Annotated in this window: 15 protein-coding genes, 1 tRNA gene and 1 pseudogene; 2 read left to right on the forward strand and 15 right to left on the reverse strand. The window is 69.4% G+C overall.

Going from position 1 to position 14451, the window contains the following annotated elements:
- Positions 1-5: 5 nt before the first annotated feature.
- The 10 genes from K1X59_RS15315 to mpaB (K1X59_RS15345) form a co-directional block, all read right to left on the reverse strand.
- Positions 6-1127, reverse strand: coding sequence for a site-2 protease family protein (locus K1X59_RS15315; protein WP_183150704.1), 1122 nt, complete (start codon positions 1125-1127; stop codon positions 6-8).
- On the reverse strand, positions 1112-1684 hold the full coding sequence (locus K1X59_RS15320; RefSeq protein WP_183150705.1) for a hypothetical protein: 573 nt from the start codon (positions 1682-1684) through the stop codon (positions 1112-1114). Before K1X59_RS15320 ends, K1X59_RS15315 begins: the two co-directional genes overlap by 16 nt.
- Entirely contained in the window at positions 1681-2499 is an 819-nt protein-coding gene (gene mpaM, locus K1X59_RS15325) for a daptide-type RiPP biosynthesis methyltransferase (RefSeq protein ID WP_183150706.1), read from the reverse strand. The genes K1X59_RS15320 and mpaM overlap by 4 nt, the downstream gene beginning before the upstream one ends.
- Positions 2500-2555: 56 nt before the next feature.
- Positions 2556-2666, reverse strand: coding sequence for an MpaA3 family daptide-type RiPP (mpaA3, locus tag K1X59_RS22520; protein WP_309491588.1), 111 nt, complete (start codon positions 2664-2666; stop codon positions 2556-2558).
- Positions 2667-2710: 44 nt separating this feature from the next.
- On the reverse strand, positions 2711-2836 hold the full coding sequence (mpaA2, locus tag K1X59_RS21705; RefSeq protein ID WP_258566874.1) for an MpaA2 family daptide-type RiPP: 126 nt from the start codon (positions 2834-2836) through the stop codon (positions 2711-2713).
- A 42-nt stretch (positions 2837-2878) separates the two neighbouring features.
- Positions 2879-3013: an MpaA1 family daptide-type RiPP gene (mpaA1, locus tag K1X59_RS21710; protein ID WP_258566875.1), complete on the reverse strand. Its 135-nt coding sequence runs from the start codon at positions 3011-3013 to the stop codon at positions 2879-2881.
- Entirely contained in the window at positions 2997-4040 is a 1044-nt protein-coding gene (mpaC, locus tag K1X59_RS15330; protein WP_183150707.1) for a daptide-type RiPP biosynthesis dehydogenase, read from the reverse strand. Before mpaC ends, mpaA1 begins: the two co-directional genes overlap by 17 nt.
- A 156-nt stretch (positions 4041-4196) precedes the next feature.
- Positions 4197-5456 carry a daptide-type RiPP biosynthesis aminotransferase gene (mpaD, locus tag K1X59_RS15335; protein ID WP_183150708.1) on the reverse strand — a complete coding sequence of 420 codons (1260 nt, stop codon included), beginning with the start codon at positions 5454-5456 and terminating at the stop codon, positions 4197-4199.
- Positions 5453-6502, reverse strand: coding sequence for a daptide biosynthesis RiPP recognition protein (gene mpaB, locus K1X59_RS15340; RefSeq protein ID WP_220173553.1), 1050 nt, complete (start codon positions 6500-6502; stop codon positions 5453-5455). The genes mpaD and mpaB (K1X59_RS15340) overlap by 4 nt, the downstream gene beginning before the upstream one ends.
- Positions 6502-7572, reverse strand: a complete 1071-nt coding sequence (mpaB, locus tag K1X59_RS15345) for a daptide biosynthesis RiPP recognition protein (protein WP_244632074.1) — start codon at positions 7570-7572, stop codon at positions 6502-6504. Before mpaB (K1X59_RS15345) ends, mpaB (K1X59_RS15340) begins: the two co-directional genes overlap by 1 nt.
- A 171-nt stretch (positions 7573-7743) precedes the next feature.
- On the opposite strand from mpaB (K1X59_RS15345), the gene K1X59_RS15350 reads away from it, so the two are divergent.
- A tRNA-Ser gene (locus K1X59_RS15350) sits at positions 7744-7831 on the forward strand.
- Positions 7832-7892: 61 nt separating this feature from the next.
- On the opposite strand, the gene K1X59_RS15355 is transcribed toward K1X59_RS15350, so the two are convergent.
- From K1X59_RS15355 to K1X59_RS15375, 5 genes and pseudogenes are all read right to left on the reverse strand, one after another.
- A complete protein-coding gene (locus tag K1X59_RS15355) occupies positions 7893-8495 on the reverse strand; it encodes a GNAT family N-acetyltransferase (protein WP_183150709.1) in 603 nt (200 codons plus the stop codon).
- Between the two features lie 34 nt (positions 8496-8529).
- Positions 8530-9153 carry a phosphatase PAP2 family protein gene (locus K1X59_RS15360; protein WP_244632075.1) on the reverse strand — a complete coding sequence of 208 codons (624 nt, stop codon included), beginning with the start codon at positions 9151-9153 and terminating at the stop codon, positions 8530-8532.
- Between the two features lie 31 nt (positions 9154-9184).
- Complete coding sequence (locus K1X59_RS15365) at positions 9185-10582, reverse strand: multidrug effflux MFS transporter (RefSeq protein ID WP_183150710.1); 1398 nt, start codon at positions 10580-10582, stop codon at positions 9185-9187.
- Between the two features lie 106 nt (positions 10583-10688).
- The gene (locus K1X59_RS15370) at positions 10689-11843 is read right to left on the reverse strand and encodes a cystathionine gamma-synthase (RefSeq protein WP_183150711.1); all 1155 of its coding nucleotides are present in this window, start codon (positions 11841-11843) and stop codon (positions 10689-10691) included.
- An 85-nt stretch (positions 11844-11928) separates the two neighbouring features.
- Positions 11929-13302 (reverse strand): annotated as a pseudogene (locus K1X59_RS15375) (cystathionine beta-synthase).
- A gap of 139 nt (positions 13303-13441) precedes the next feature.
- Between K1X59_RS15375 and K1X59_RS15380 the strand changes: the two are divergent.
- Positions 13442-14425 (forward strand): glycerophosphodiester phosphodiesterase family protein, encoded by a 984-nt coding sequence (locus K1X59_RS15380; protein ID WP_183150712.1) that lies wholly within the window; start codon positions 13442-13444, stop codon positions 14423-14425.
- Positions 14426-14451 lie beyond the last annotated feature (26 nt).

Genomic DNA, 14451 nt, shown 5'->3' on the forward strand with positions numbered 1-14451 from the left:
CCTTCCTACTTCTCACTCCCCGGGAGCGACAGCGGCATCGTGACGCCCGTCGTCCAGAGGGTCTGCCACAGGTTGCGCACGCCGAGTCCGATCCGTGCCTGACCGGCGGACGGCAGGGTGTCGTTCTCTTCCGCGACTTCCAGCCGTGCGACGACCACCGCCGGGACCGACACCCCCGCGGCCGTCACCGGGAGCAGCGCATCGAGCGGGACCTTCGTCGGTGTCGGGCGCCGGGGTCGAGCGATCGCCGTGCCGACCTGATCGTTCGCGAGGATGCCGCTGCTCATCAGGACGACGTGCGCGCCCGCCGGCACCTCGACGTCGACGTTCTGCGCGGCTTGCACGAGGACCACATGGTCGTCGCGTACGACGAAGCCGAGCGTGGCCGTCACTGGAACAGGGATGAGGACGCCAGCCGTCACGACGCTCGCGACCAGCAGGGCGCTCACCGAGATCACGCGGAGCCGCGAGACGCCCGATCGGAGGACACGGAGCAACGCCCTGGCGAGGAGGGAGACCGCCGCCAGGACGACCACGGACTCCAGCGCGACCACCAGCACTCCGAGGATCGGCCCGCCCCCGGCGAGCGCCCGAACCGCACGGGCGACCGCGAACAGCACCAGCACCGCGGGTGCGACGAGACTGGCGAGTCCGAACGGGATGCTCCACCACCTCTCCAGACGCAGGTTCGACCGACGCGCGCCGAACAGGACACGGGCCAGGAGATCCGTGCCGTCGCGCATCGCGCGGACGCGGAGGTTCGGTTCGTCCACGGCGCTCATGAGCGCGATGTACCCGTCGAAGCGCACGAACGGGATCAGGTTGAGGAGGACCACGCCGACGCAGGAGACGGCGACGAGCAGCAGCGCCTCGTGGACCGCGGGTTGCGGGAGCATGACGGCGACGAGGAGCGCGACCGCGGCCGCGACGGCGTGCACCGCCGGACCCGCGAGCGCGACCGCGACGCGCTGCCTCCGGTCGCGCAGACGCCAGCCGTCCGTCACATCGACGAAGAAGGCGGGCGTGAGGTAGAAGAGCATGAAGCCCGCCCTGCGCGCCGTCCCGCCGAACCTCGTGAGCATGAGTCCGTGGGCGCACTCGTGGAGCAGCGTCAGGAGAGACAGCACGACGACGACGACCACAAGGCCGGGGAGAGCGATCGGCCGGGTGAGGACGTTCCGCAGTTCCGCCGCCTGAGCGATCGCGGCGAAGACTCCCCGCCCAGGAGCACGGCGACCGCCCAGAGGAGCACGCGGGGTGGGACCGGGACGAGCAGGCGGTTCATGCCGCGGAACAGGCCCGGAGCACGGAGGGTCGCGACCTGGAGGGTGAAGGGTGGTCGATAGCTCAGCCGACCGGGTGGGAGTTTCGCCTCAGCCCCGAGGAACCCCGCGGCGCTGAGGCGTCGGATCAGGTCCCCGAAGCTCTCCTCCGACTCCGACGCGGCGAAACGGGCGTGCAGATCACGGAGCGCGGTGTCGCCGTCCATCGCCGTCAACATCTCGACCATCGCGCCGGATACTCTCGCCGAGGGCACGCCGTGGAGCGTCGCGATCCACCCCTCTCCCTGCGCAGCCTCCTCGAAGACGACACCGGGGGCGAGGCGCGGGCGCGCGTCGGCCGTGAGGGGTGGCGCCTCGGCGGACGCCCGACGGCGAGCGAACCCGATCCCCGGCACGGTCACCCCTCCCCTTCCGCGGACCCCGCCCACGACGTCGTGAGCAGGAGGATGTCCACGCCGTGCGGGGTCCGGACCGGCGACACCTCCGGGTGGGCGAAGCCCGCATCCACGAGCTCGCGCGTGAGACGTTCGTGATCGAGCAGTCGCAGACGGCTGGTGAACACCGTCACCTCACCCCCGGGCACCACGTCGGAGACGCGCACCCAGTTGACCAGTCGCGCCGCACCGCCCTCCTCGATCTGCTGCGAGAAGAGATAGGTGTCGTCTCCGGCGGGCCCGGGCACCACGACCTCCTGGTCTGCCGACGTCAGGAGGCTCTGTGCAGAGGCGCCTCCTGCGACGGTGAAGGCGAACACTCCTCCGGCCGCGAGGTGACGTCGTACGTTCGCGTACAGCAGCGACCTCCCGGCACGGTCGAGCAGCGTGATGGATGTCGCACCGATGACGATGAGCCCGAATCGCTGCGGCAGCGAGAAGTCGCGCATGTCCGCGACGACGCACTGCACTCTGTCGTCGTCTGGCAGAGCGCGACGAAGGTGGGAGAGCATGTCGTCGGAGAGGTCGACGGCGGTCACATCCTTGCCGGACCTCACCAGCGGAATGGTCACCCTCCCGCTGCCAGCGGCGAGATCGAGGATCGGTCCCGCCGCGTCGCGTGCGAGCGCCAGGATCTCTCGGATCTCTGCGCGGTCGGGACCGACCAGCCGGTCATAGAAGTCGGTGCCCGCACCGGCGTACAGGTCCTGTGCTCGGGGAGATGCCCCCTCCCTTCCCAGGCGCGCCGCTACGGTTCGGGTTATCGAATCGGGAACTCGCATTTCGCCTCTCTGTGTGGAACGGGGTGCGGGCGCATGGGGCACCCGCACCCCTTCTCTCAGGTCGCGATCGCGGCCGCACCGCCGATGATGGCGATGATGTAACTGACGTGCTGCCACCATTCGAGGGGCGCGTCGATCTGTTCGAGCTCCTGGAACTCGAGCGTCATCGTCTGCACTGTGAACCTCCTCGGTCACTTCTCCGGTCTCGCTCCTACGTCAGGGCGAGGATTCCGATGATCACGCCCACGGCAAAGCCCCGGATGTAGTCGTCGGTGTCGTTCAGCGCTTCCATGGCCTCGAGTTCGGTGAACTCGAGCGTCGACATCTCGGCGTGCATGTGTACCTCCTTCCCTCTATCGATTCCCGCCGGGCGACGGCGTCACGTGGCGGCGGCGGCACCGATGCCGATGAGTACCAGCGCACCGATCACGCCTTGATAGAAGCTCTCCCAGCTGAGGGCTTCCATCTCGTCGAGTTCTTGGAAGCGGATCCGCTTCTCACCCTTCGTGTTCATTCGTTTCACCTCCTCGCAGATTCATCGAAGGCCGGCGATCGCCACCGACCGGTCGTGGGCTCCAGTCGGAGTCGCGAAGCAGATCGCCGAAATCGTCCGCCACGAGACCAGGGAGCATGGGGTGACGGTCTCCCCACGCCCTCTCCATGGCCTCGGCGATGCGATCGATCTCGGATGCCGTCGGTCGCGGCGCACGCGGGATCCCCCAGCGTTCGATGAGGGTCGCGATGCCCGACGGCGGGTCGAGGGGTGCCGCCATCCCGCACGCGACGCTCCGCCAGAAGAGTTCGAGGCTGTCCCGGTCGCCCCACCGCACGTCTCCCGCGCAGATCCGACGCCAGACCGCAGCGATGACGGTCGCCGTGGCGACCATCTTCCGCACCTCCAGGTGAGACGCCACCTCGTTCGCCGCGTACCAATGTCTGGCGCTGTACGGATCAGGTCCTCGCAACGCGGCAGTGCGCTGGGTGGCTGCGCTCAGGCGCGCGAGGCGCAGTCTTCCCGCCGCGGAACTCGTGTCGCGGGTGGCCGACTCCAGCAGCGCCCTCCCCAGGGCGACGGCATCCGTGTGCTGCCTGATGCTCCTCCGCGGACTCGTCGATGCGCCGGCCAGACGGAGGAAGGCCTCCATGACCCCCTCGCCGACCGCGAGGGGTGCGAGCGTGGCCAGGGCGCACGGATCGAGAACGGCGTGGCGCGGCGTGAGCGCGCGTCCGACGATGAGACGGTGACCGTGTTCGTTCTTCAGGATGCCCACGCTGTTCGTCTCCGACGAGGTGCCGAGCGTCGTCGGCACCGCGACGATGTCCACGGGCGGCGGAGCATCGGGGACGAACGTCAATGCGGCGCTCGATGCGTGTCCGAGGGTGTAGTCCAGCAGGCGTCCCCTGGCGGCCGCGAGCGCGGCGATCTTGCCGGCGTCGAGCACGCTGCCTCCTCCCACAGCCACGATCACGGCGGGCGGCCGGTGGGCGATCTCCCGTGCGATCGCGACCACGGTCGTCGCATCGACCGATGACGCGTCCACTCACGACTCGCGTCGCATGTGCGACGAGAGACGCCAGAGGGAGGGCCGCGTCCGCGACCACGAGCGTCTCGCGACCCGCAGTCAACCTCTTCGTCATACGACGCGCGACACCGGCGCCGTGCCACAGCGTCGGCACTCGTCCCCCGAACGCCGTGCTCATACGGACGCCTCCCGCACGCGCGAGAGCCCGGCGCGCACGGCAGCCTCGGTGTCGCGCAGCTCGCTCGCCGTGAAGCCGTACGGCGGAATCAGCTCGATGGCGCTGGGACCCGGCTGCACGAGGACGCCGTTGTCTGCGATGGCCGAAACGACGCGAAGCACCTGGGTTCCGGAGAGCGGGCTTTCATCGGCATTGCGCAGTCCGAGCCCCACGAAACAGCCGCGTCCTGTCACCTCCGTGACCATGCCGTCCGCGGTCAACGACATGGCCAGGTCCCGCAGCTCGGTCGCGAGCGCGCGAGTGGTCGCCGTCACGTCGATGCGGTGCAATTCGTCGATCACCGCGAGGATGGCCGCCGCGCATGCCGGTGTCCCCGCTTGGGTCTCGCCGTGCACGAACGTCCATCCGCCGCGCACGAACGCAGACGCGATGCGGGGTCCCACGAGGAGCGCCGCCGCCCCCATCACACCGTTCGTGAGCGCTTTCGAGAGGATAAGGACATCGGGTGCGGCCTCCCATCCGTCGGTGGCGAACATGGTCCCGGTCCGTCCGAAGCCCGTCGCGACCTCGTCGGCCACCACCAGGAATCCGTGCTGCTCCCGCAACGTGAGGAGACGGCGGATGAAGGTGTCGGACAACGCGTACGCCCCGCTTCCGAGGACAGGCTCGACGACGACCGCCGCGACCCTGGATCCTTCGCGCGTCAGCAGCGTCTCGAGCTCGTCTCCGTCGTCGGTGTGAGTCACGTGCCGCATGGATCGGCGGTCGACGGAGTACGCGGACTGGAGGAGGTCGTCGCCGCTCAACGCATGACTGCCGTACATGGTCCCGTGGTAACTGCCTCGGAGTCCGACGACGATCGTGCGGGATCCGGCGCCCTGGTGCGCCCAGTACTGTCGTGCCAGTTTCATCGCGGCGTCGTTGGCGGCTCCGCCCGAGGTGGAGAAGATGATGCGGCTGTACCGACGCGGGTTCGCGAGCTCGATGAGTGCCTCGGCGGCAGCCTCTGCATATCGATGCGGTGCACGGAACAGCGACAGGTACGACGCGTCGTGCGTCGCCTTGCACACGGCCTCGGCGACGGCCGGATTGCCGAAGCCCAGCGGCACGTTCCACAGCCCGCTCGTGGCGCAGAGCCGCGTGGACCCGTCGGCGAACTCGATGCGGTGTCCGGCGGCACCCACGGCGATCCGGTCGGGCGAGAAGGTCGAGTCGGCGGGGAGCATCGACGTCCAGAGTGTGTGCGGAGCGCTCACTGCTCGACCCCGTCCGCCCGATACGAAGCGCCTGTTCGTCGGCCGAGGTGGACGTCGAGCGCGGTGAGGGCCTCACGGCAGAGGTTGCGCGCCTCAGACGCCGACACGCCGAGCTGTCGCGCCGTCCGCTCTGCTGCGACCTCCAGAGTGCTCGATGTCTGAGTGGCGGCGACCACCATGGCTGTCGGTCGTGACAGCAAGCGGCGGCGCAGGGTCGTCGTGTCTGCGAGCACGAACACGTCTGCGGTCTCGATGAGGAACGGATCCGCGGTGAGTGGTTCGGCGTCTGCGAGGTGATCTTCGAAGAACGCCCCGCCGAAGCCGGAGATCGTGGCGGCCCCGTTCGCCAGGCGGAGCATCTTCATGAGGTCCGTCGCGAGCAGGTACCGTCCGACCCACTCGCGCGCCGCCAGATCGGAGGCGAGCACATCGGCGGGCACGGCACCCGCCAGTGAGGCGGAGCGGGCTACGGGGGTGGCGAGCAGGGTGGGAAGGTCATCGACCCTGCCGACGACCTCGCCGCCGATGCCGAGGCCGATGGCGCCGTCCCGATGCACCCTGATGGCGCTGGGCGTCACGAGTTCCGTCGGGTTCGTGAGGGCGCTGCGATCCGCGAGGAGCACCCGCGGATCGAGCAGCGCCGAGGGGAAGACTCCCGTGCGACGAGCGAGGTCCGCGTCGGCGAGAAAGGCCTGCCAGCCGGTCTCGTCGACCATGCTCACCGCCGTGGGACCGACGATCTGGACGAAAGCCGCCGCGACGTAGTCCTGCAGCTCGACGCCGCGATCACCGATGAACAGCTCGTCCCCGGCGTCGCTCAGGATCCCGCTGTAGCGGATCGCGGCACCCTGCCCGTCATACGCGCCGCACTCCACCGGCAGGAGCACCGCGTCGTCGGGACCGGCCACGCCCTCGACATTCTCCGTCGCGGCTCCGGGCTCGAGGAGGAACACCCGCGCGTAGTCGCGCCTCTCTCCCGTGATCCACTCGCGGAGCGCCCGCGCACCCTGTCGTTCAGTCTCGACCGCACGCCCGTCTGAGCGCATCAGGCAGCGTCCCGCCGGCGCTGGACGAGGTCGAGTCCCGCCGCCGCGAAGCCGTCCCGCACATCGTGCACCATCTGAGCGACGCTGCCCACCCCTGTGTCGAGCTCGGATGCGAGCAGTGCCGATGCCGCGGACTCGTCGGCCGTCGCGATGAGACATTCGGCCGCGCGAGCCGTGCCGGAATCGAGGGGAAGCGTCTGCCGCTCACGGGGTCGGCCAGTAAGTACTCCCCGTGTCGGCGGCGAGGAGGAAGGGTGCCTCGGGAGACAGGACGGAGGGGAGGCCGCACCGTGGTCGAGCGCCCGCACCAGGTGCCCGCCGAACCCCGAGACGATCGGTCGCCGCGGCGCATCGTCCCACCGTCGCAGCAGTTCGAGGAGCGCGGCGTACCGTCCGATCCACGGCCGGTCGTCGAGGTCTGCCGCGAGCATGGCCGGATCGACGATCCGTGCGAACGCCCGGCCGGGCCCGGCGCCGACGGCTGCGGACGCCTCGATGTCTGCCCGCTCATCGCCGACCCGGCCGAGCGGGAACCCGTCCACCCCGTCCCGGTACTCGCCGGCGGCGGACACATGGACCCGCACCAGCGCATCCCGTGCGGGGTCGGCGCCGACGAACAGCGCCCGCGCGTCCAGGAGCACGTGACGGTCGAGTAGCTGATCGACGAAGATCCCGCATTCCCTCGCGGTGTCGGCATCGCTGAGGAATGCAGCGACGCCCTCCGCGCTGCGCTGCCGGATCACGGTCGGACCGCCGATCGACAGGAACGGGGTCGCGACGTAATCCTGGAGTTCGACCGCGAGACGGCCGTCGACGGCGATCATGTCGCCCGGACGCCGGAACCCTCCGAGATATCCGACCATCCTCGGGTCCTCCTGCTGCGCCGTGTGGGAGGGCGCGAAGATCACGTCGGCGGGTTCGGCGATCTGCAGCACCGCTTCCGCGTGCGCGACCGATTCGAGGAAGAAGGCCGTTCCGTCCAGCAGCGCGCGTCTTCCGCTGACGTACTGCTCGAATGCCGTCGTCGTGCGATGGCCTGGCCGCGACGTCGTCGTCGAACTTCCCTGCATGCGTCCCCCCGAAGGTCCCGATGCTCGCGCATCGTCCTCGTGTGAGGTTAAAACGTCTGCGTCCGACATGCAATATGTTACATCTCGCAGGCGCGAGGGTCCGGGGCGGCCGTCTCGGGGCCCTGTCACGTCACGCCCGGGCGATCGGATAGGATGGACAGGTTGTTCCTTGGTGACGTGTCCGAGCGGCCGAAGGAGCACGCTTGGAAAGCGTGTGTTGTGCAAGCAACCGCGGGTTCGAATCCCGCCGTCACCGCCAGAAAGTCGAGAAGGGCCTCCGCATCAGCGGAGGCCCTTCTCGTTTGTCGGCCGTCCCGCCGTCAGTCGTCGAAGCGCACGCCGTAGATCTGCCCGCCCGGCTCGGCGGGGAGACGCGTCATGCCGAGGCGCTCATAGAACGCGGCGGCTCCGGCGTTGTTCGGGTCGATGCCCAGGTGCAGGCCGCGCACACCCCGCCGGGTCAGCTCGGCGAACAGCGTGTCCATGAGAGCGCGCCCGAGTCCCTGGCCCTGGGTCTCGGGGAGCAGGTCGATGTGCAGGTGGGCGGGATAGTCCGCAGCGTTCGGCTCGATGCCGGGCGCGCGCCCGTAGCCGTAGTCCACCATGCGGTCCTCGCGTGTGACGAGGTCGCCGGGTCGGGGGTAGCGCTCCTGCCGCGTCGGCCACCATTCGTCGCGGAACCATGTGTAGAACGCATCCGTGTCGTCGGTCGCGACGATGTAGCCGATCGTGCGGTCGTCGTCGCTCTCGACCACCCAGGCGAGGTCGGGATGCCGTTCGGCGTATGGCACGGCGAACAGGTCGCCCCAGAGTTCGTCATCGGAGAGGATGCCGGTCGCGTCTCCCCCGGCGTCGGCCGTCTTCACGCAGATCTCGTACAACGCGGCGCGGTCGGCGGGGCGATAGGGACGGATGCGCGACACGACGAACTCCTCTGGCTGGACGGGTCCGATCAGCCTATCGGCGCTTCGACCTCGGACTTCGTGCGCTGCACCCAGGGCAGCAGCCAGGCCGCGAGCACCAGGACGACGCCGGCGCCGACGAGGGCACCCCGACGGTGTCGCTCGCCCAGTGCACCGACAGGAACGTGCGCGAGAGCGCCATCGCCAGCACCCACACCGCCCCCGCGATCGCCATCCACACGCGGGGGAAGAGCACCCACAGCACGAGCGCGATCGTGGCGGCGTTCGCCGTGTGCCCCGACGGGAACGAGCCGTAGTCGCTCACGACCAGCATGTCGTCCGGTCGGGCGCGGCCGAAGATCGTCTTGAGCAACTGCACGGCTCCCGCACTCGCAGCGAAGCACACGGCGGCGAACACCGCACCCCGCCACCGCCGGGCGAGCACGAGCACGAGGATCGTGAGCAGCGGCACGCCGAGGATCGCGACCCAGCCGCCGCCGACCCAGTTCAGCGCGAGAGCGAAGTCGAGCATCCACTCGGCCCGCGCACCGGCGATGGTCTCGTTCCACCAGTGGTCGAACCCGGGCGTCTCCGGGTAGGCGAACACCACCACGGCGCCGAGAGCCGTCGCGAGCGCGAGGAGGCCCACCCCCCACCACAGCAGCGCGCGCCTGTTCATCGTCCCATTCTGTCGGATGACCCCTGAACGGTCAGGGAGTGAGCATGCCCACCGTGCGGGGGCGCACGACCAGCCACAGCGAGAGGATGCCGATCGCCGCGCAGCCGACCATGACCGACGCCATGGTCGTGGCCGTGATCCCTGCGCCGTGGGAGAGCCAGCCGACGACGGGCGAGATGAGTCCTGCGACGCCGAAGTTCGTGGCGCCGATGATCGATGCCGCGGTACCAGCGGCCTTGCCGTGTCGATCGAGGGCGAGCACCTGCACGTTCGGGAACGTGAAACCGCATGCGGTCATGAAGACGAACAGGGGCACGACCGTTCCCCAGAGCCCGAGCCCGAGCTGATCGGTGACGATGATCGCCACGGCGGCGAGCAGCAGCACGGCGGTCGAATAGGCCATGACCCATTGCGGACCGAATCGGGCGGCGAGTCGGGACGCGGTCTGCACCCCGACCACGACGCCGAGCGAGTTCACGGCGAACAGCAGACCGTACTGCTGGGCATCGAGTCCGTGCGTCTCCTGGAACAGGAAGGGCGAGGCGGAGAGGTACGAGAACAGACCCGAGAAGGTCATGCCGCCGATCACGAGCACGCCGAGGAACACCCGGTCGGTGAGCACGGAGCGGTACCGCTGGAGCATGGTCGCCCCACCGCGGTCCTGTCGGCGCGCCACGGGCAGCGTCTCCGGGACGAACAGGATCGTGCTCAGCAGCATCACGATGCCGTAGGCCGCGAGCACACCGAAGATGCCGCGCCACGGCATGAGTGTCAGCAGCCAGGATCCGATGAGCGGTGCGATCACCGGCGCGACACCGGAGACCAGAGCGAGCCGGGAGAGCATGACGACCAGACGCCGACCTCCGAACAGGTCGCGCACGATGGCCATGGCCACCACGCCACCGGCGGCCGCGCCGACGCCCATCAGCACCCGCGCCGCGCTGAGCAGACCGAGGTCAGGAGCGAATGCCGCGCCCACGCTCGCGAGGACGTGCAGGGCCGTCACCACGATCAGCGGCACCCGACGGCCGACCTTGTCGCTCAGCGGACCGACCACGAGCTGACCGAGGGCGAAGCCGATCATCGTGCCGGTCAGGGTCAGCTGGATGGCCGCCGCCGTGGTCTGGAAGTCTTCCTCGAGCACGGGGAAAGCCGGAAGGTACAGGTCGATCGTGAACGGACCGAGCGCCGTCAGCGCGCCCAGCAGGATGATGTAGAGCGTCCGGCGGCCCAGGGAGATCGCGTCTCCGGGGTGCAGCATGATCGGCGCGGTGGCCGGGTTCGCGCCCAGAGTGCGGATCGCGCCGGTAGGCGTCGAGGTGCGGATGCTGCCGGTCGCGGTGCGCTCGACCGGCGGGATCGCGGTTGCGTCGACGGAGGGCTCCGACGGTACGGCAGGGGTGGAGTCAGTGCGGGGAGCGTCGGACACGACGTCCTTCCAGAGGTCGGGGATCCACGGCTCGAATCGATTCGCCGCGGGGAAGACCCCATGCTACCGCCGTCTCACCCTCTCCCCCGGTCCACGGAGGCGATCCTCAGCGCGCGATGCGGTCCAGCCCCTGCTCGAGGTCGGCGATCAGGTCGCCGATGTCCTCGATGCCGACGGAGAGCCGCACCACGTTCTCCGGCACCGCGAGTTCGGTGCCGCGCACCGAGGCATGGGTCATGTCCGGCGGGTAGCCGATGAGCGACTCGACGCCGCCCAGCGACTCGGCCAGCTGGAAGAGGGTCGTGCTCTCCGCGAAGGCGCGTGCGGCATCGGCGCCCGCGGCCAGTCCGAGCGAGAGCATCCCGCCGAATCCGCTCATCTGCTTCGCGGCGATCTCGTGGCCGGGATGCGAGGCGAGGCCGGGGAAGAACACCTGCGCGAACTCGGGGCGAGCCGCCGCCCACTCGGCGATCGCCTGCGCGTTCTCGGAGTGCTGGCGCATCCGCAGCGCCAGCGTCTTGATGCCGCGGGTGGTGAGCCAGGCGTCGAGGGGCGCCGACACGGCGCCGACCGCGAACTGCTGGAACTTCACCTGATCGAAGAACCGGTCGTCGCGGAACACGACGGCGCCGCCGAGCACGTCGGAGTGCCCGCCGAGGTACTTCGTGGTCGAGTGCACGACCAGGTCGGCGCCGAGCGCGAGCGGCTGCTGGAGTGCGGGTGACGCGAAGGTGTTGTCCACCACCACGAGCGCACCGGATTCGTGCGCGATCTCGACCGTCAGCGCGATGTCGACGACCTTCAGCAGCGGATTGCTCGGCGTCTCGAGCCACACGATCTTCGTCTCCGGCCGGATCGCCGCGCGCAGCACGTCGACGTCGGAGAGCTCGACCGTCGTGGTCTCGATGCCCCAAGGCGCCAGCACCTTGGTGAGCAGCCGATAGGTGCCGCCGTACACGTCATTGCCGAGCAGCACGTGATCGCCGGGCTTCAGGATGCCGCGCAGCAGCGCGTCTTCGGCGGCGAGGCCCGATGCGAACGACAGGGCGCTCGCTCCACCTTCCAGAGCCGCGAGCTGCGTCTCGAGCGCGGAGCGCGTGGGGTTGCCCGCACGGTTGTACTCGTAGCCCTCGCGGAAACCGCCGATGCCGTCCTGCACATGCGTGGACGACTGGTAGATCGGCGGGATGATCGCGCCCGTGGTCGGGTCGGCGGCTTGTCCCGCATGGATGGCACGAGTGGCGAAGGCGTGGTCGGACATGAGTCTCAGCCTACGTCTGCGACCACCACGGCGACCGCCCCTGTTACGCCCGGCGTCGAGCGCGGCACCCGCACCGCCGCCGATGTCAGCGCGACAGGTACGCCAGCAGATCCTGTCGGGTGAGCACGGTGTGCGGCTTGCCGTCTTCCGTGACCAGCAGCGCATCGGCATCGGCGAGCGCGGCCCTGGCCTGGCCGACGGTGGCGTGGATGCCGATGAGCGGAAGCCGCTCGCCGACGTGCGATCCGACCGCGTCCGTGGCACTCGCCTCTCCGCGGAACAACAGATCGAGCAGCCCCTTCTCGTCGACCGTTCCGACGACCTCGCCCATCATGACGGGCGGCTCCGCACTGAGCACGACCAGTTGCGAGACGTCGTACTCGGTCATCATGCCGATCGCCTCCAGCACGGTGTCTGTGGGATGGGCGTGCACCAGATCCGGCATGCCGGCTTCCCGCCGAGGAGCGCGAGCGGCGAGCACGTCGGCGACGGTCTCCCCTTCTTCCACGTCGCTGAAGCCGTACGAGCGCATCCATCCGTCGTTGAAGATCTTGCCGAGGTAGCCGCGTCCGCCGTCCGGCAGGAGAACCACCATCACGGCGTCGGCCGGCAGCCCACGTGCCACGCGCAGCGCCGACGACGGCCATGCCACTCGATCCGCCGACGAGGATGCCCTCCTCACGGGCCAACCGGCGCGTCATCGCGAACGACTCGGCGTCGCCCACCGCCACGATCTCGTGCGGCACGGTCGGATCGTAGGCGCCGGGCCAGATGTCCTCCCCACGCCCTCGACGAGATACGGGCGTCCCGTGCCGCCGCTGTAGACGCTGCCTTCGGGGTCGACGCCGACGATGCGCACCCGTCCGTCCGACACCTCGCGGAGGAACCGCCCCGTCCCGGTGATCGTGCCGCCGGTGCCGACTCCGGCCACGAAATGCGTGATCTGTCCGTCGGTGTCACGCCAGATCTCCGGACCCGTGGTCTCGTAGTGGCTGCGCGGACCGTTCGGGTTCTCGTACTGATTCGGCTTGAACGCACCGGGGATCTCCCGCGCGAGACGGTCGCTCACGCTGTAGTACGACTCCGGGCTCTCGGGGGCGACCGAGGTCGGCGTCACGACGACATCCGCGCCGTAGGCCCGCAGCACATCGATCTTGTCCTCGCCGACCTTGTCAGGGAGCACGAACACGCACTTGTAGCCGCGCTGCTGCGCCACCAGCGCCAGCCCGACGCCCGTGTTGCCGCTGGTGGGTTCGACGATCGTGCCGCCGGGCTTCAGATCTCCCGCGGCCTCTGCGGCGTCGATGATCCGTGCCGCGATCCGATCCTTCGACGAGCCGCCGGGGTTCAGGTACTCGAGCTTCACGAGCACGGTGCACGCGATGCCCTCTGTGACGTGACGGAGTTTCACGAGGGGCGTGTCGCCGACGAGATCGACGATGGAGTCTGCGTACTTCATGACTTCAGGGTAGACGCGCGGATGCCGCGACCGGGGCTGTGTTGCGCCAGCCGCGAACACGAGCGTGAAAAGTGAAATGTTACCGTGATCGGGTGGCGGGAATCACACCGAGCGCAAGCTCGCGAAGGAGTGCGTCCCCATGTTCTCGAATCATCATCCGTTCTGGATACGAGCAGCGGCCGTCGGAGCGGTCGGGCTCGTGCTCGCCGCCGGGTCGACCACGGCATCTGCCGCGGCACCGGACCCGGGACCGGCCAGACGCATCGCCGCAGCCCCGCACGACGGCCGAGGAGAACCCCTGATCGTGGCTCATCGGGCCGGAACGGCCGACTATCCGGAGAACACCGTCGAAGGCATCCGAGGTTCTCTGCGCGACGGTGCCGACGCCATCTGGGTCACCGTGCAGCTCTCCCGAGACGGCGTGCCGGTGCTGTACCGGCCCATCGACCTGGCGGCGAACACGAACGGGTCGGGAACCGTCTCCGAGAAGACCGCCGCCGAGCTGACCACGCTCAATGCAGGCTGGAACTTCCATCCTCGCGGGTCGGAGGAGACCCCCTACCGCGATGCCCCTGCGCTTCTCCCGACGCTCCGACAGGCACTGGACGACATCCCCGCAGACCGTCTCGTCTTCCTCGACCTCAAGCAGGCCGACCCGGCCCCGCTCGCCGACGCGGTCGTCGCCGTCCTGCGGAGCGTCGGCCGCACGGAGAACACCGTCATCTCCTCCACGGATGCCACGGCGACGGGACGAGCTCGCCTGGCCGGCGACGTCCAGGTCGCCGAAGACCGCGACACGACACGGGAACGCCTTCTCGACATCGCACTGGCCCACGAATGCCCGTCGCCACCGGCTCCGGGCACCTGGTTGGCGTTCGAGGACCGTCGAAAGGTCACCGTCAGCGAGACCTTCACCTTGGGCACCGCGAGCAGCGATGTCGAGATCACCCCGTGGGATCGCGAGGCCGTTCGCTGTGTCGACCCGGCGAACCGCGTGAACACGATGGCGATCGGGGTGGCGGATGAGGCACGATATCGAGAACTCGCACGCCTCCACGTGGATGCCGTGCTCGTGGACTCCCCCCGAGATGCGGTGGCGTGGAAGAGGAAGCACACCCGCTGACACCGACGACGCCGCGACGACCATCT

This window comes from Microbacterium sp. Se5.02b, assembly GCF_019464375.1.
Classification (GTDB): Bacteria; Actinomycetota; Actinomycetes; order Actinomycetales; family Microbacteriaceae; genus Microbacterium.